14 protein-coding genes, 2 tRNA genes and 1 pseudogene are annotated in these 16,797 nt (G+C 72.4%); 8 read left to right on the top strand and 9 right to left on the bottom strand.

Translation table 11 applies throughout. The annotated features are described in order from the left end of the window. The 4 genes and pseudogenes from ABZ945_RS30670 to ABZ945_RS30685 form a co-directional block, all read left to right on the top strand. Positions 1-204, top strand: a pseudogene (locus ABZ945_RS30670) (hypothetical protein); the annotation flags it as partial. Between the two features lie 72 nt (positions 205-276). After that, a complete protein-coding gene (locus ABZ945_RS30675) occupies positions 277-1,530 on the top strand; it encodes a sensor domain-containing protein (RefSeq protein ID WP_361276222.1) in 1,254 nt (417 codons plus the stop codon). Between the two features lie 17 nt (positions 1,531-1,547). After that, positions 1,548-2,162, top strand: a complete 615-nt coding sequence (locus ABZ945_RS30680; RefSeq protein ID WP_361276225.1) for a response regulator transcription factor — start codon at positions 1,548-1,550, stop codon at positions 2,160-2,162. A 59-nt stretch (positions 2,163-2,221) separates the two neighbouring features. After that, positions 2,222-2,295 (top strand) — tRNA-Lys (locus ABZ945_RS30685). A 183-nt stretch (positions 2,296-2,478) separates the two neighbouring features. Here the strand turns inward: ABZ945_RS30685 and ABZ945_RS30690 are convergent. The 5 genes from ABZ945_RS30690 to ehuB all read right to left on the bottom strand — a co-directional run bounded on the left by ABZ945_RS30690 (position 2,479) and on the right by ehuB (position 6,475). Next, entirely contained in the window at positions 2,479-3,237 is a 759-nt protein-coding gene (locus tag ABZ945_RS30690) for an IclR family transcriptional regulator C-terminal domain-containing protein (protein WP_361276228.1), read from the bottom strand. A 284-nt stretch (positions 3,238-3,521) separates the two neighbouring features. Continuing rightward, positions 3,522-4,289, bottom strand: coding sequence for an ectoine/hydroxyectoine ABC transporter ATP-binding protein EhuA (gene ehuA / locus ABZ945_RS30695; RefSeq protein WP_361276302.1), 768 nt, complete (start codon positions 4,287-4,289; stop codon positions 3,522-3,524). A 40-nt stretch (positions 4,290-4,329) separates the two neighbouring features. Next, positions 4,330-4,980, bottom strand: a complete 651-nt coding sequence (ehuD, locus tag ABZ945_RS30700; RefSeq protein ID WP_361276231.1) for an ectoine/hydroxyectoine ABC transporter permease subunit EhuD — start codon at positions 4,978-4,980, stop codon at positions 4,330-4,332. Beyond that, entirely contained in the window at positions 4,977-5,636 is a 660-nt protein-coding gene (ehuC, locus tag ABZ945_RS30705; RefSeq protein ID WP_361276234.1) for an ectoine/hydroxyectoine ABC transporter permease subunit EhuC, read from the bottom strand. The genes ehuD and ehuC overlap by 4 nt, the downstream gene beginning before the upstream one ends. After that, positions 5,633-6,475 (bottom strand): ectoine/hydroxyectoine ABC transporter substrate-binding protein EhuB, encoded by an 843-nt coding sequence (gene ehuB / locus ABZ945_RS30710; protein ID WP_361276304.1) that lies wholly within the window; start codon positions 6,473-6,475, stop codon positions 5,633-5,635. The genes ehuC and ehuB overlap by 4 nt, the downstream gene beginning before the upstream one ends. A 398-nt stretch (positions 6,476-6,873) precedes the next feature. Between ehuB and ABZ945_RS30715 the strand changes: the two genes are divergently transcribed. The 3 genes from ABZ945_RS30715 (at position 6,874) to ABZ945_RS30725 (ending at position 10,999) form a co-directional block, all read left to right on the top strand. Next, the gene (locus ABZ945_RS30715) at positions 6,874-7,608 is read left to right on the top strand and encodes a decarboxylase (protein WP_361276237.1); all 735 of its coding nucleotides are present in this window, start codon (positions 6,874-6,876) and stop codon (positions 7,606-7,608) included. A 296-nt stretch (positions 7,609-7,904) separates the two neighbouring features. After that, entirely contained in the window at positions 7,905-8,999 is a 1,095-nt protein-coding gene (locus ABZ945_RS30720) for an LLM class flavin-dependent oxidoreductase (protein ID WP_361276306.1), read from the top strand. Positions 9,000-9,286: 287 nt separating this feature from the next. Further along, positions 9,287-10,999, top strand: a complete 1,713-nt coding sequence (locus ABZ945_RS30725) for a glycosyl hydrolase family 18 protein (RefSeq protein WP_361276240.1) — start codon at positions 9,287-9,289, stop codon at positions 10,997-10,999. Positions 11,000-11,172: 173 nt separating this feature from the next. Here ABZ945_RS30725 and ABZ945_RS30730 read toward each other — a convergent pair whose 3' ends face one another. Then, on the bottom strand, positions 11,173-13,386 hold the full coding sequence (locus tag ABZ945_RS30730; RefSeq protein ID WP_361276243.1) for an EAL domain-containing protein: 2,214 nt from the start codon (positions 13,384-13,386) through the stop codon (positions 11,173-11,175). A gap of 497 nt (positions 13,387-13,883) precedes the next feature. On the opposite strand from ABZ945_RS30730, the gene ABZ945_RS30735 reads away from it, so the two are divergent. Next, positions 13,884-15,098 (top strand): M6 family metalloprotease domain-containing protein, encoded by a 1,215-nt coding sequence (locus ABZ945_RS30735; RefSeq protein ID WP_361276309.1) that lies wholly within the window; start codon positions 13,884-13,886, stop codon positions 15,096-15,098. Positions 15,099-15,172: 74 nt separating this feature from the next. Here ABZ945_RS30735 and ABZ945_RS30740 read toward each other — a convergent pair. The 3 genes from ABZ945_RS30740 to ABZ945_RS30750 form a co-directional block, all read right to left on the bottom strand. Beyond that, positions 15,173-15,246, bottom strand: a tRNA-Lys gene (locus tag ABZ945_RS30740). Beyond that, positions 15,237-16,004 (bottom strand): hypothetical protein, encoded by a 768-nt coding sequence (locus ABZ945_RS30745; protein ID WP_361276246.1) that lies wholly within the window; start codon positions 16,002-16,004, stop codon positions 15,237-15,239. Before ABZ945_RS30745 ends, ABZ945_RS30740 begins: the two co-directional genes overlap by 10 nt. A gap of 427 nt (positions 16,005-16,431) precedes the next feature. Beyond that, complete coding sequence (locus ABZ945_RS30750; protein ID WP_361276249.1) at positions 16,432-16,782, bottom strand: hypothetical protein; 351 nt, start codon at positions 16,780-16,782, stop codon at positions 16,432-16,434. Positions 16,783-16,797: the final 15 nt, after the last annotated feature.

Raw genomic sequence — 16,797 nt, forward strand, 5'->3', positions numbered from 1 at the left:
GGCGGCACCACGGAGCTGACCCTCGCCTGCCGCGACCGTCCCGGAGCCCGGGAGGCGGCCGACGCCCTGCTGACCGACATCGCCGAGGCGGTGCGACCCGGCTACCGCCCGCAGCGCGACCGCCCGCGGCGCGGTGGCCCTGAGCCGGCCGCCGCCCCACCGGGCCCACGGCCCCCCGTGGCGGAACGACCCGTTCGGGGGTAGGGCCAGGCCCACCCCCAAGACACCAGCGGACCCCATGGTGGACGCCGGTCCCCGGCTCCTACCGTTGCGGACATGGAACCCCGTACCCCCTGGCAGGCGCTGACCAGGGCCGACTACCTGCGCGGCGCCTGGCCCTGGCGCTCGGCCGGCTATCTGGCGAGCGGTGCGGTGGCCGGCGCGGTGCTGGCGGCCGCCCTGCTGGTGCTGGCCGCCTTCTCGCTGGTGCTCGCCGGGCTGCCGCTGCTGGTGCTGACCGGCGTCACCTTCGCCCGGGTCGAGCGCCGCCGGCTGGCGCTGGCCGACACCGCCCCGGCCGCCGACCCGCACCGGGTGCCGGACGAACCAGGGCTCGCCGCCTGGCTGCGGACACGGATACGGGAGCAGGCCACCTGGCGGGAGCTGGCGTACGCCCTGCTCGCCGGCCTGCTGCTCTGGCCACTGGAGCTGCTGGCCCTCACCCTGGCGCTCGGCGCCCCACTCGCCCTGCTCGCCACCCCCGTGCTGCTCGCGGCCGACGGCAGCGAGATACGCGTGCTCAAGGGGCCACTGGTCACCGGCTACCCGGCGGCCGGCGCGGCCGCCCTGTGCGGGCTGCTCGCCCTGCCGGTCGCGCTCTATGTCCTCGGCGCGCTGGCCGGCGGGCGCGCGGCCCTGGCCCGGGCGGTGCTGGTGCCCCGGGACGGCGGACTGCGCGACCGGATCGGCGAGGTCACCCGTTCCCGTGCCCGGCTGGTCGCCGCCTTCGAGGCGGAGCGCCGCCGCATCGAGCGCGATCTGCACGACGGAGCCCAGCAGCGGCTGGTCGCCCTCACCATGGCGCTCGGGCTGGCCCGGCTGGACGCCCCACCCGGGCCGCTCGCCGACCAGTTGGCCCGCGCCCAGGAGGAGGCCTGCCGCGCCCTCGCCGAGCTGCGTGAGCTGATCCACGGCATCCACCCCCAGGTCCTCGCCGACTACGGGCTGGGCACCGCCCTCGCCGACGCCGCCGACCGCTCCGCCGTGCCGGTGGACACCACCGTCGAGCTGCCCCGGCTGCCGCCGCCCGTGGAGAGCGCCGCCTACTTCGCCGCCTGCGAGGCACTGGCCAACGTCGCCCGGCACAGCGGCGCCGACCGCGCCCGGCTGACCGCCCAGCACACCGGCACCCGGCTCCGGCTGGAGGTCGCCGACGACGGCCGGGGCGGCGCCGACCCGGCCGGAGGCACCGGGCTGACCGGACTGGCCGACCGGCTCGCCGTGCTCGATGGCACACTGACCGTCGCCAGCCCGACCGGTGGGCCGACCGTGCTGCGAGTGGAGATACCGCGCCGAGCCGCCTGCGGATAGTCCTGGCCGAGGACAGCGTGCTGCTGCGGGACGGGCTGACGGCACTGCTCGGCCGCTTCGGCCACCGGGTCGTCGCGGCCGTCGGGGACACCGACGCGCTGCACGCCGCGGTGGCCGAGCACCGGCCGGACATCGTGGTCACCGATGTGCGGATGCCGCCCGCCTTCCAGGACGAGGGGCTGCGCGCCGCCCTCGCCCTGCGCGCCGAGCGGCCCGAGCTGCCGATCCTGGTCCTCAGCCAGTACGTCCAGGCGGCCTACGCCGGAGAGCTGCTGGACACCGGCGAGGGCACCGGCGTCGGCTATCTGCTCAAGGACCGGGTCGGGCAGGTGGAGGAGTTCACCGACGCCGTGGTCCGGGTCGCCTCCGGCGCCACCGTGGTCGACCCCGAGGTGGTGCGCCGGCTGCTGCGCCGCCGCCGCGACCCGCTGGCCGCGCTGACCCCTCGCGAGCGGGAGGTGCTCGCGCTGGTCGCCGAGGGACACTCCAACGGGGCGGTCGCCCGGCGGCTGGTGGTCAGCGAGGCGGCGGTCGGCAAGCACATCGGCAACATCCTGGGAAAGCTGGACCTCCCGCCCGCCGAGGACACCCACCGCCGGGTGCTCGCCGTCCTCGCCTACCTCCGCGCCTGACGTACCGCCGGTGGTCATGAGCACCCCGGAGGACCGGGTACTATTAACTCCGTCAGCAGGCGCCGCTAGCTCAGTTGGTTAGAGCAGCTGACTCTTAATCAGCGGGTCCGGGGTTCGAGTCCCTGGCGGCGCACCGACGGAAAAGGCTCCTCGCGAAAGCGGGGAGCCTTTTCGTATGGCCTTGTCATAGGGTTCGTATGGCCTTGCCATATGGTCCATCGGCACGGGAATCACCCGCCGACACAAGAAGCCACCCACCGGCGCAGGAAAGAGCGATCGGCCGCCCGGCGCGGCACATCGGGGGAGGGCCGTCGCCTCAGATGGCGAGCGAGAGCACCACCGGGGCGGCTCTTCGATTCAGGGTGTCAGCCGCCGAGCGCAGCCGATGGGCGTGCTCGATCGGCATGGAGAGCGCCAGGCAGCCCACCGCGGCGCCGGCGGTCAGCGGCACGGCCGCGCAGACGGTGCCCACCGCGTACTCCTGGAGGTCGAGCACCGGGACCGTCGCGGGCTGGCTGTCCAGCTTGGAGAAGAGCACGTTCTCGTTGGTGATCGTCCGGGAGGTGAGCCGGGCGATCTTGTGGCGGGAGAGGTGGTCCCGGCGGCCGTCCCGGTCGAGCTGGGTGAGCAGGCACTTGCCGACGGCGCTGGCGTGGGCGGCGGAGCGGAAGTCGACCCACTCGTTGACCTTCGGCGCGTGCGGGCCGTCGGCCATCTGCGTGATCTTGACCTCGCCGTCGATATAGCGGCTGATGTAGACGGCGGCGCCCACCGAGTCGCGCAGCTCGGTCAGGGTGTCCTGGAGCTTGGCCTGCAGCGCCTCGGGCCGGGTCACCCCGGAGCCCAGCAGGACGAGCGAGTCGCCCACCACATACGCGCCGTCGCCTATCTGCTCGACGTACCCCTCCCGCCGCAGCATCAGCAGCAGGGAGCTGAGGTGCGCCGTGGGCAGCCCGGTCTCACGGGCGATCTGCGCGTCGCTGACCCCGCCGCCATGGCGGGAGATCGTTTCGAGGACGCGCAGGGCGTACTGCACCGAATGGAACGGCGCGGTCGGCTCGGGCTTCAGCGCCACGGTTCCCCCACCTCAGGTTGTGACCGCATGCTTGCCTACCACGATAACCGCCAAGCCCCGTTCAATGGGCCCCCGTTGGCAAGAAAGTGCCCTGCCTCACGGGCGTACGCTGGGACGGAACGCCATGGCATATGCCCATGGCATTACTGTCGGCCGAAATCCATGGTCAGCGCGCCGAAGCCGATCGCCCCGGCGCTTCGCTGTGCGGCCGCCGACCGCCGCCGCCCCGGGCGCCCGAGGCGGCGGCGATCGGCCCGGTGATCCCGGCGGCGATCGGCCGGGCGTCAGCGCACCGCGCCGAGGAAGTCCCGGGTCCGTGCCTGGACCGGGTCGGTGAAGATCCGCTCCGGCGGCCCGGACTCGATGACCTTGCCCCCGTCGAACATGAACACCTCGTCGGAGATGTCCCGGGCGAAGGTCATCTCATGGGTGACGCAGAGCATGGTGATGTCGGTGGACCGGGCGATGTCCCGGAGCAGGTCGAGCACCCCGGCGACCAGCTCCGGGTCGAGCGCGGAGGTCACCTCGTCCAGCAGCAGCACCCGCGGCCGCATGGCCAGCGCCCGGGCGATCGCCACCCGCTGCTGCTGCCCGCCGGACAGCTGCGAGGGCTTGGCGCCGGTCTTGTCCGACAGCCCCACCAGCTCCAGCAGTTCGCGGGCGCGCTGCTCGGCCTCGTCTTTGTCCAGTCCGAGCACCCGCACCGGCGCCTCGGTGATGTTCCGCAGCACCGTCATATGGGGGAACAGGTTGAACTGCTGGAACACCATGCCGATTTTCTTGCGCACCTCCCGCCGCTGCTTCTCGTCGGCCGGGAAGAGCTCTCCGCCGTTGACCCGGATGATTCCGGAATCCGGCTTCTCCAGCGTCATCAGCAATCGCAGAATGGTGGTCTTGCCGGAACCGGACGGGCCGATCAGGGTGACGTGCTTTCCGGATTCCACCGAAAAGCAGAGGTCGTCCAGGACGGTGTTGTCACCGAATCTCTTGGTGACGTTCTCGAAGCGGATGATCTCCTCGCCGCCCGGCTCCGGCCGCGCGGGACCAGACAGGCGTGTGTCGGGCTTGTCGGTGGGCGACTCGGTGGGCGTGTCAGCGGGCAAGGCGGCGCTCCAGGGTTCGTACCAGCAGGGATGCCGGATAGGCGATGAGGATGAAGGCGACACCGACCACCGTCAGCGGCTCGGTGTACTGGAAGGTGGCCGCGCTCTCCAGCCGCGACTGCTGCAGCAGCTCCAGCACACTGATCGCGGCGAGCAGCGGGGTGTCCTTGAGCATGGCGATCACGTAGTTGCCCAGCGCGGGCACGATCCGGCGCAGCGCCTGCGGCAGGATCACCGTGAACCAGGTGCGGTGCGCGGGCAGGCTCAGCGCGGTCGCCGCCTCCCACTGCCCGGCCGGTACGGCGTCGATCCCGGCCCGGTACACCTGCGCGGTGTACGTCGAGTAGTGCAGCCCGATGGCGATGGTGCCGGTGGTGAAGGCGGAGAACTGCACACCCCACTCCGGCAGCACGAAGAACAGGAAGAACAGCTGCACCAGCAGCGGGGTGGTGCGGATGAACTCGGTGACCGCCTGCACCGGCCAGCGCACCAGCCGGCTCGGCGCGCGGAACCCGGCCGCCCACACCAGCCCCAGCGAGAAGGAGATCAGCGAGCCGAGCACCAGCACCTGGAGGGTGACCAGCAGCCCGTCCCACAGGCGCGGCAGGAAGTCCACCACCGCGGACCAGTCCCAGTTCACTTGACCACCACCCCCAGATTGGCCTTGGTCCGGCGTTCCAGCGCCTTCATGGAACGGGTGATCACCAGCGAGATCAGGAAGTAGACCACCAGGATGACGGTGTAGATCTGGGCGCTCTCCTGGGTCGCCAGCCGCACCAGATAGGCGGCGAACGACACATCACCCACCCCGAGCAGTGACACCAGCGCGGTGCCCTTCAGCAGCTCGACCAGCAGGTTGCAGAACGGCGGGATCATCTCCGGCACCGCCTGCGGCAGCACGATCAGCCGGGTCCGCTGCCAGGGCGTGAAGCTCAGCGCGACCCCCGCCTCGCGCTGGGCCGGCGCCACGGCGCCCACCGCCCCGCGGACGATCTCCGCCCCGTACGCCCCGTAGGACAGTCCGAGCGCGAGCACCGCCGCCCACATCGGCACCAGCTGCCAGCCCAGCAGCGGCGGCACCACGAAGAACAGCCAGAACATCAGGATCAGCGCGGAGGTGCCGCGGAAGACCTCGGTGTACGCGGTGGCCAGGAAGCGCACCAGCCGCGAGCGGTGGGTGCGGGCCAGCCCGACGCCGAAGGCCACCACGGAGGCCAGCGCCGCGCTGTAGACGAGCAGTTGCACGGTGATCCAGATGCCGGGCAGCACCCAGGTCTCCCAGAGTCCGGCGGTCATCGGCACAGCTCCTCGGCGGTGAGCGTGGTCATCTCGTCCCTGGTGAACCCGAACCGCTTCATCACGCGGAAGAGTTCGCCGCTCTTCTTCATCTTCCGCAGCTCGGTGTTGAAGGCGTCCCGCAGCGCGGAGTCGGTGGGCCGGAAGGCGAAGCCGCCCGCGTCCACCCGCTTCTTCCCGTCCACGACCGCGGCGAAGGCCTCGGTGGCCTCGGCCCAGCGGCTCTTGCGCACCACCTCGCGGGCGGTCAGCGCGGTGCCCGCGAACACGTCCACCCGGCCGGACTCCACCGCGTTCAACCCGGCCACCTGGTCCTGGAGAATGACGATGTCCTTCTCGGGGTACCCGGCCGCCACGGCGTAGCCGATCTGGGCGTAGCCGGTGCCGGTGGCGAACGTCGCCCCGGCGCGCACCACATCCTCGTAGGACCGCAGCCCCTTGGGATTGCCCTTGCGCACCACGAACGCGTCGAGCATCTGGTACTCGGGGTCGCTGAACACGACCTGCGCGCAACGCTCCTTGGTGATGTACATCCCGGCCGAGACGACGTCGAACTGCTGGGAGTTGAGGCCGGGGATCAGGGAGGCGAAGTCGGTGGCCACCGGCTGCACGTCCGGTATGCCGAGCCGGCGGAACACGATCTTGGCCAGTTCCGGCGCCTCACCGGTGAACTCGCCCTGCTCGTCCACATATCCGTAGGGCACCTCGCCGGCGATACCGAGGCGGACGGTGCCCTGGGATCTGAGCCGGTCGAGGGTGTTCCCGGACTCCACCCGGCTGCACCCGGCGGTGGCCGGGACGGCCGCGGTGGCCCCCAACGCACCGGCGGTGGAGAGCAGAAGAGTGCGCCGCCGCAACGGCGCCCGGAGGGAGGAGGCCGTTCTCAGAACCGGCGGTCTCAGGTCTGACGTTCGCAGGATTGCTGATCGAACTGTTCGAGCCATGGGCGCGCGGCTACCCATGGCCGCTCCGCGCCATGCCCACCGGGCGGCCCACCGATACCGGACCGTGTCCTCGACCCCCCGAACCGCGCCCCCTTCACCCCTCTTTCCCTCCTTTTCCGCCCACGGGGGCCGCCGGTCGCCCGGCGACCGTCCGGCGACCGTCCGGCGCGTCCACAGGACTATCCGGGGGAACCCGGGGCAGCCGTCACCGGACGGGCGCCCGGCGGCCCGCCCCGCCCGGTCACCATGGGGGTGGTCGCCCCCAGGGCGCCCCAAGGACAGGAGGGTGTGACATGACGACGGTCGGACTGCTCTATCCCGGGCATGCCGCCGAGGACGACTACCCCCGGATGGAGACGCTGCTCACCGGCGTCCGGGTGTCGGTCGTCCACACGGACGCCGAGGAGACCCCGGCCCGGCTGCCGGCCGGCGGTGTGGCCGGGGCGGTGGAGGCCGGCACCACCGGCCGACTCGCGGACGGGATGGAGGAGCTACGGCTCTCCGGCGCCGAGGCGGTGGTCTGGGCGAGCACCCGGGGCGCGTTCGGCGCCGGCTGGGAGGGCGCCCAGGAGCAGGTCCGCTCGCTCGCGCTCGCCGCCGGACTGCCCGCCTCCAGCACCGCCGTGGGGTTCGCGCACGCCGCCCGCGCCGTGGGCGCCAAGTCGGTGGCGGTGGCCGCGATCTACCCCCAGGAGGCCGCCGACCGGTTCGGCGACTTCCTTCAGGAGGCGGGCCTGGAAGTGCTCGCCACCCGGGCGGCCGGTGTCGCCACCGCCGCCGAAGCCGCCCGCTGGGACGGCGACCGGCTGCTCGAACTCGTCCGGGCCGCCGACCACCCGGAAGCCCGGGCCGTCCTCGTCCCCTGCACCGCCCTGCGCACCGTCGGCCACCTCCCGGCCCTGGAGGCCGCCGTCGGCAAACCCGTCCTCACCGCCAACCAGGTCACCGTCTGGGAGGGCCTCCGCCTCGCCGAACGCCACGGCGCCTGGTCCGACGAGCTGGGCGCACTCTTCGCCCGCCGCGACTGAGGGACGAAGCATGTGGTGACGGGCCCCTCCACCGAGGAGGGGCCCGTCCCGCTTCGGCCCGGTATCAGTCAGCCCCGGTACCGGTCGGCCCCGGTATCAGTCGGCCCCGGTATCAGTCCACCCCGGTACCAGTCGGCCCCGGTACCAGTCGGCCCCGGGAATAACCGGAGACACCCTCCTGTTCTCTCCCCGGTACGAGATTTCCGCGCAGGAGGGCCACACCGGTGAGCGACGACGACACCAGGCGAGAAGGGCGAGACCCGCGAGAAGAGGCCGAGGCGCCGGTCCCCGGCGGCATCCGGGGCGCCGTACGGGGCTCCGCGCCCGTGCCCCTGTCCGTGCTCGACCTGGTCACCGTGGGCAGCGGGTCCACCGCCATGCGGGCCCTGGAGACCAGCGTCGCGCTCGCCCGGCTGGCCGAGCGGCGGGGGTTCCACCGCCACTGGGTCGCCGAGCACCACTCCATGCCCGGGGTCGCCTCCTCCTCCCCGGCGGTGATCCTCGCCCACCTCGCCGCCCACACTCGGCGCATCCGGCTCGGCTCGGGTGGCGTGATGCTCCCCAACCACGCCCCGCTGGTCATCGCCGAGCAGTTCGGCACCCTGGAGGCGATGGCCCCCGGCCGGGTCGACCTGGGCCTCGGCCGCGCCCCCGGCACCGACGGCGCCACCGCCGCCGCCCTGCGCCGCACCGACCGGCTACGTGAGGGCGCAGTGGGGTCTCCCCTGCTCGAGCGAAGCCGAGAGCTTGGGGAAGGCTTCCCGCAGCAACTCGCCGAGCTGGTCCGCTTCCTGGACGACGACTTCCCGGACGGGCACCCCTACTCCCGTATCCACGCCGTGCCCGGACCGGTGCAGGGACCGAACGGCCGGCCCCCGGTCTGGCTGCTCGGCTCCTCCGGGTTCAGCGCCCAGCTGGCCGGCGAGCTGGGGCTGCCGTTCGCCTTCGCCCACCACTTCTCGGCCCGCAACACCATCCCCGCGCTCGACCTGTACCGGGAGTCCTTCCGCCCCTCCGCGCTGCTGGACGCCCCGTACGCGCTGATCGGGGTCTCCGCCTTCGCCTCGGAGGACGAGCGGGAGGCCCGCCGGGAGGTGCTGACCGGGGCGCTCTCCATGATCCGGCTGCGCACCGGCCGCCCCGGTCTGGTCCCCACCCCCGAGGAGGCCGAGGCGTACCCCTTCAGCGACGTCGAGCGCGACTTCGCCGACGGCTGGCTCGCCAACGTGGTGTACGGGACCCCCGGAGAGGTACGGGCCGGGCTGGACGACCTCCAGAAGCGCACCGGCGCCGACGAGTTGATGATCACCTCGAATGTGCACGGCGCCGAGGCCAAGCTGCGCAGCTACGCGCTGATCGCGGACGCCTACGGGCTGCCGGACGCCGACTGAGCAGCCGTCATCCGAGAGGATGTGGTTCCCGCTCGGGAACGGATGCACAAGATCCCTAAGTGAACCTTAAACCGCTTGTCACCGAGGGTGGCAGGCGGTTCTCCTTTGCCAACGTACGCCTCTGACAAGGCATTTCCCCGCCCAATTGGTCTAGTCCTCATTTGGTTCGGACCATTGACGGCCCGTTCACCCGGCGGCAATCTTCCTCCACCGGACCGCACTTCCCGTCCCCCCGGTCCCCCCTTGAAGGTCCCCCCCTTGAACACCCCCGCCCCCGGAGGCCGTACGTGCACCACCGCAGACCCCTCATCGCCGCGCTGACCGGCGCCGCGCTCGCCGCCGGCGCGCTGGCCGGTTTCGCCGGAGCCGGTACCGCCTCCGCGCAGTCCGCCCAGCAGATCGGGGCCGCCGCCGCGCCCGCCTCCGGCGGGGTGAAGATCGCCTACTACGACCAGTGGAGCATCTACGGCAACGCCTTCTACCCCAAGCATCTCGACACCCGGGGCATCGCCGGCAAACTGGACGTCATCAACTACTCGTTCGGCAACATCCACCCCACCGATCTCACCTGCTTCATGGCCAACAAGGCCGCGGGCGACGACGCCAACCCCAACGCCGGTGACGGCGCGGGCGACTCCTACGCCGACTACCAGCGCTCCTTCAGCGCGGCCGACAGCGTGGACGGCGTCGCCGACAAGTGGGACCAGCCGATCACCGGCGTCTTCAACCAGTTCAAGGAACTGAAGGCCAAGTACCCCAAGCTGAAGATCAACATCTCGCTGGGCGGCTGGACCTACTCCAAGTACTTCCACGACGCGGCCAAGACCGACGCCGGCCGCAAGAAGCTGGTCTCCTCCTGCGTCAAGCAGTACATCCAGGGCGACCTGCCGGTGGAGGGCGGCTTCGGCGGCCCCGGCACCGCCGCCGGCATCTTCGACGGCATCGACGTCGACTGGGAGTACCCGGGCTCGCCCGACGGCCACCTCGGCAACCACTACGGCCCCGAGGACAAGCAGAACTTCACCCTGCTGCTCGCCGAGTTCCGGAAGCAGCTGGATGCCTACGGCGCGGCCAACGGCGGCAAGAAGTACCTGCTCACCGCCGCTCTGCCGGCCGGCCAGGACAAGATCAAGCACATCGAGACCGACAAGATCGGCGCGTATCTCGACTACGCGAACATCATGACGTACGACATGCACGGCGCCTGGGACGGCGACGGGCCCGCGTACCACCAGTCCCCGCTGTACTCGCCGGCCTCGGACCCGACCGACCCGATCAAGCCCGGCACCCAGAAGTACTCGGTGGACAACGCCATCGACGCCTATCTCGACGGCAACCCCGCCTACGGGGTCACCGGCGGCTTCCCGGCCAACAAGCTGACCCTGGGCTACGAGTTCTACTACCGCGGCTGGAAGGGCGTGCCCGCCGGGGCGAAGAACGGGCTCGGCCAGCCCGCGACCGGCGGCTCCGCCGCCCGCCCGCTGAGCCAGCAGGCCGGTATCGCGCACTACAAGGAGCTCGGCGGCATCGTCGACAACCCGGCCACCACCTTCTGGGACGACGAGGCGAAGGCCGCGTACTTCCACAAGGACGGGGAGTTCTTCACCGGCCTGGACAAGCGGGCGATCCAGGCCCGCGCGGAGTACGGGCGCAGCCGCGGTCTGGCCGGCGCGATGATGTACTCGCTGATCGGGCTGGACGCCAACACCACCCTGCTCAACGAGATCGTGTCCGCCCTCGGCACCACCCCCACTCCCACCCCGACCCCGACCCCGACTCCCACCCCCACCCCGACTCCCACGCCGACCCCCACTCCCACACCCACCCCCACCCAGCCGACCGGCTGCGCGGCGGCGGCCTGGAAGTCGGCCACCGAGTACACCGGCGGCACCCAGGTCTCCCACAAGGGCCGTACCTGGAAGGCGAAGTGGTGGACGAAGGGCGAGGAGCCCGGCACCACCGGCGAGTGGGGCGTCTGGCAGGACCTCGGCGCCTGCTGACCCCACCGGCCGCCACCCAGTGACTCGCTGACCCACCGGCCACCACGCCACCGGCCGCCGCCCCGGCGGCCCGCTGACCCGCCCGCCCCGCCCGGCTCCTCACCCCCGGGCGGGGCGGGCGACTCGTATGTATGCGGGCTGTCCGCGGCCTCTGTATACGGCTGTACGCGACCTCAGCTCGCCGCCGCGCCGATCAGCTCCGCGATCCGGTCCGGGGCCACCGCCCGCGAGTACAGCCAGCCCTGGCCGGTGTCGCAGCCGATCCGGCGCAGCCGCGCCGCCTGCCCCGCGGTCTCCACGCACTCCGCGGTGACGGTCAGCCCGAGCCGGTGCGCCAGCCCCACCAGGGTCTCCACGATCACCTCGTCGGCCCGGTTGGGGTGTTCCTCGTCCTGGAAGCCGCGTACGAAGGAGCCGTCCAGCTTCAGCCCGGAGACCGGCAACCGGCTGAGGTAGGCGAGGTTGGAGTATCCGGTGCCGAAGTCGTCGATGGCGATCCGCACCCCCATGTCGCTGAGCGCCTGGAGGGCCTGCAACGGCCGGCCGGCCGAGCCCATCACGTCCGACTCGGTCAGCTCCAGTTGCAGCAGCCTCGGCGGCAGCCCGGTCTCCTCCAGGATCTCGGCGACATCCGCGACCAGGTCGGAGTCCCACACCTGGCGGACCGCCACATTGACGCTCATGAACAGCGGCCGATCGGTCGGATGGTCCCGCTGCCACGCCCTCGCCTGGCGGCAGGCGGTACGCAGGATCCAGCGGCCGAGCTGCACGATCGAGCCGTCCTCCTCGGCGATACCGATGAACCGATTCGGCGGTAGCGCGCCGAACTGCGGGTGGTTCCAGCGCACCAGCGCCTCCACCCCGTGCACCGCTCCGTCCGCCAGACCGACCAGCGGCTGGTACTCCAGCGCGAACTCACCGCGGTCGACCGCAGGCCGCAGGGTGGAGGAGAGGGCCTGCCGGGTCATCCGGTGCGCGTTGCGCTCGGGGTCGAACAGCGTCCAGCGGGCCTTGCCGTCGGCCTTGGCCCAGTACAGCGTGGTGTCGGCGGCCTGCATCAGCCCGTTCACGGTGGAGCCGGCGGCGGCCCGCTCGACCACCCCGATGGACGCGGACACCGACAGCCGCTGCCCGGCGAGGTCGAACGGCCGCTGCACGGCGGCCAGTACCGAACCGGCCAGTTCGGCGAGCTGGTCGGTGCCGGTGGAGTCCTCCACGAGGATGGCGAACTCGTCCCCGCCGAGCCGGGCCACCAGATGGCCGTTGCCGCCGCGCGCGTAACCGTCGCTGTCCGCGCACTCGTTGAGCCGGGAGGCGACGGCCGCCAGCAGCCGGTCGCCGACCCGGTGGCCCAGGGTGTCGTTGATCGCCTTGAAGCCGTCCAGATCGAGGTAGCACAGCCCGATCCGGCCGGTGCCCCCTTCCTCGTAGCCCTCGTAGCCCTTATCCGCCGACCCTTCGAGCGCGCTGGTCAGCCGCTCGAAGAAGAGCGTCCGGTTGGGCAGCCGGGTCACCGGGTCGTGCATCTGGAGGTGGCGCAGCCGGGCCTGGAGCCGGCGGCGGTCGCTGACATCGGTAAGGGAGAGCAGCACCCCCTGGGAGCGGGGCATCGGGGAGACGGTGATCTCCGCCCAGAGCGAGCGCCCGTCGGGGTGCTTGAGCCGCCGGGTGCAGCGGAAGCGGGAGCGCTCGCCGCGCAGCACCTCGCGGTAGGCGCGCCGGGTACGGGCATCGGAGCCGAGGTCCAGCAGCTCGGCGGCGGACTGGTCGCGCAGGGACGCCGGATCACTCCCCAGGACCGCGGCCAGCGCCCCGTTGGCGCTCACCACCAGCCCCTCCGGGTCCAGCAGGGCCATCGCGAGATGTGCGGCGACGAAGGCGGCCCGGTAGTCGCCGAGTTCCCCCGGTTCGTACCCGCCGCGAGCACCCGGGGAATCGCCCCCGGACAGCGCCGACGGCCCATGCGGGGCGGGAGCCCGGAGATCGTACGGGGCGAGGTCCAGCTCGTCGTACGAATCGAGGCCCTCAAGGCTCCGGGGCTCGTACGGGCCGGGCTCCCGGAGATCCCGCGGGCCGGGCTCTCGGGGGTCCTGCGGATCGAGGTCCAGCACCTCGCAAGGGTCGAGGTCCATGAGGTCGTACGTGCCGCAGGCCGCGAGGCCGTCGGACGCCCCGTATCCCTCGGAGCCCGCGACCGGCGGCAAGGGTCCGGCGCCGGTCCCGGTCCCGACCCCGATCCCCGTGGCCGTCCCCATGGCTGTGCCCGTGCCGGTACCGGAGGCGGTCGCACCCGCCACCCGGGCGGCGGAGATGTCGCGGGCGTCGCGGTAGCGGGCGGTCTCCGCCGTGTACCGCACCGCCTCCTCGGTTTCGTCACGTTCCGTCACCGGCCCATGGGTGATACCGGACGGTGGGCCCGCCGCGGCTGCCGGTCCTTCGGGGGTTCCGTTCACCGCTCGCTCCCGCAGGGCAGTTGTGACGCACGGATGTGGTCCGGATGGGTCGGCCAGGAAAGTGTGCCGATCATAGAGGTTTTCGCGGTGGCGGTTCCAGCGCCGCCACCGCTCGCGACCCCTGTGGGCGATACGGGTGACGCGCTTCGAACGCCGGGTCGACCGTTTCTGCACGGGTGTGCCATGCGTGGGCTCACCGGTGACCGAATGTGACTTTCTGTGAGAAGTGCCGGGTGGGTCCCTCTGGACGGTCGCTCACCCGTGTGGGGCACCGGAACAGGGCGTAAGCGGACAAACCGTCACAGGGTGGTGGGACGTCCAGCATCCCGCACCCGGAGGTCTACGTGGAGGGTCACCCGGAGGTCCACGGCGAGAGCCGTCAACCACCCCAGGGAGTGGCCGAGGGGGTGGCCGGGACGGCGGCCGGGGGAGTGGACCGCGGCCGGTTGCGCTCCACGGCCGCCGGGGTCTTCGCACTGCTCTCGTTCGCCGCGACCGGACTGGTCGCCGGTCCCTCGGCGGCGGCGTCCGCCGAGGGGCCGTGTGCCCTGCCCCGTACCGACGTCCACCACTCCCTCGGTCTGGACACCTGGAACGCCGCCTACCCGAAGCCGGACCGGGACCTGAACGCGGTCATGCTCTTCCTGTCCTTCCCCGACGCCCCGCCGAGGACCACCCCGGACCAGCTGGTCACCGACCACTTCCCCGCCACCGGCGAGTTCTTCCGGCGCGCCTCCTACGGGCGGTTCACCCTCCGCGCCAACCCCCTGCGCGAGTGGATCCGGATGCCGCGCCCCTCCACCTCGTACGCGATAAGGCGCGACTGGTCCTCCGGGCGCCGGGCCGCCTATCTGCGCGACGCCCTCGCCGTGACCGACCCGCGGGTGGACTTCTCGCGGTACGACATCGTCTATCTGGTGGCCGACCCGGACGCCCCGGGCGTGGACTCCGACGCCACCAAGGTGGTCAACCTCGACCGCCCGCTGCGGGCCGACGGGACCAGGATCAACCGCCTGGTCACCGTCTTCGAGCGGCACCCGCCGGACCGCAACGTCCTGGCCCATGAGACCGGCCACGTCTTCGACCTGCCGGACCTCTACCGCCGCCCGATGGACGGCAAGGGCGACTGGGACACCCATGTGGGTGATTGGGATGTCATGGGCAGCCAGTTCGCGCTCGCCCCCGAGCTCTTTGGCTGGCACAAGTGGAAGCTCGGCTGGCTGGACCGGCGGCAGGTGCGCTGTGTGGACGGCACCGGCGACAGCCGCCTCACCTTGGAACCACTGGCGGCGCAGCCGCAGCCGGGCACCACGCCCGGGACCCGGCTGGCCGTGGTGCGCACCGGCCCGCGCAGCGCCCTGGCCATCGAGGCCCGGGAGGCCGCCGGCAACGACCGGGACACCTGCACCGAGGGGGTGCTGGTCTACCGGGTCCGCACCGACGCGGTCTCCGGCGACGGCCCGGTGGAGGTGGTGGACGCCCACCCGGAGACCTCGGCCTGCCCGCACCGCTCGGTGTACCCGCCGCTGGCGGACGCGCCGCTGGGGGTGGGGGAGACCTTCACGGTGCCGGGCGAGAACGTCCGGGTGGAGGTGGCCGACCGTACCGCCACCGGCGGCTGGAACGTCCGGGTCACCGTGCTCTGAACCCCGTACGGACGCACACGTACGGGCAAACAGAAGAGGCCCCCCGCTTGCGCGAGGGGCCTCTTCTTCGTCTGTGCGCCGTCAGGGACTCGAACCCCGGACCCGCTGATTAAGAGTCAGCTGCTCTAACCAACTGAGCTAACGGCGCCTGCTGACGTCGTAGACATTAGCACCCTGGTCGGCGGGGTGCGAAATCGATACCGGCGCCTCCGGGGAGGTGGCCGCGCGGGCGGCCCGGGTGGCCGCCCACAGCACGGTGTCCGGGCCCGGCAGCCAGGGGCGGCGGGTGTCCGGGGCGACCAGCCAGCGGGGCGCGTCCCCCTCCCCGCCGGGCACCAGCGGCGGCACCGTGACGGCGTCCCCCGCGCCATGGCAGAGCATGGGCGGCACCGCCCGCCGCCACTCGGCCGCGGCCTCCCCGTCCGGGCGGGTGGGCGGGTCGCCCAGCCAGCGCAGCAGCGAGGGCAGCCGCTGGGCGGTGCCGGGCGCGGTGAACAGCATCAGCCGCCCCCGGTGCACGGCGACCGGACCGGACCCGGGGCCGTCCGCCCACAGCCGGTCCAGCATCCGCCGCCCGAACACCGACTCCACGCTCACCACGTCGAAGACCGTTCCGCAGGAGAGCACGGCCGGGGCGGTCGGCCGGGACTCCCACAGCGCCAGGGTGGAGCGCGCGTACACGGCCGCCGAGGTCAGCCAGGCCGCCCCGGCAGCCGTCACCTGGGTGGTGCGGGCGCGCTCGTCCTCGCAGAGCAGCCCGAAGAGATCCGGATGCCCGGCGACCGAACCGCCATCCGGCCCACCGCCGTCCCTGTCCACATCCACGCCGCGAGCGAGCCCGGCCCCGGGGAGCCAGTCGCCATGGATCCGTGCACCGTCGAGTTCATCTGGCAGCCATGCGCTCATGCCTCCACGTCTACCGTCCGTCCGCATCCGGTTCCGGAGAGTTCCGGGAAACCCGGACAGCGCCGGGCGTACCGGAGTATCGTTCGCCACCGTCATATGCCGCCAGCAGTGCTTTTCGGTCACATGCGGAACGCCGCCGAAGCGGGCGCGGCGTCCGAACGCCCGGCCACCGGCGCGGCAACCACCCCCGACAGGCGCGGATGCGCCAACAGGGGCGCCGAGAGGGCGGGTGCGCCGACAGGGCGCCGAGGTCCGGCTGCGCCAAGAGGGCCAACGGGGCGAACGCGAACGGCATACGGCCCCCCACCCCGCAGCGGCGCCCCGCAGACGGCACCGGTGCGCACCGTCGAACGCACGCGGACCGCCGAACGTACGCGGAGCATCCCCAGTCCATCGCCCGCCCCGTAGAGGCGCCCCGTCCCCCCCGTTACTCGTCCTCGGGGGCGCCCCCGCCGCGGATCAGGTCGCGGCCGAACTCGATCATCTTCTTGGCGTAGTCCTCGGTCCACTCGGCCCGCGCCGCCACATCCGCGGGCGTCAGCCGGTCGAACCGCCGCGGATCGGCCAGCTGGGCCGCCGCGACCGCCTGGAACTCCACCGCCCGGTCGGTCGCCGCGCGGAACGCCAGCGCCAGCTCGGTCGAACGGCTCAGCAGCTCCCTCGGGTCGTCCATGGACTCCAGACCGAAGAAGTGCTCCGGGTCGGAGGCCGCCTCCGCGGGCTCGAAGAGCAGTGGCGCGGGTTTGAGCCGCCGCTCGCTCCGCTCGGTCTCCGCCATCGAATGTCTCCCTCT

Source organism: Streptomyces sp. NPDC046887 (assembly GCF_040644755.1).
Classification (GTDB): domain Bacteria; phylum Actinomycetota; class Actinomycetes; order Streptomycetales; family Streptomycetaceae; genus Streptomyces; species Streptomyces lichenis.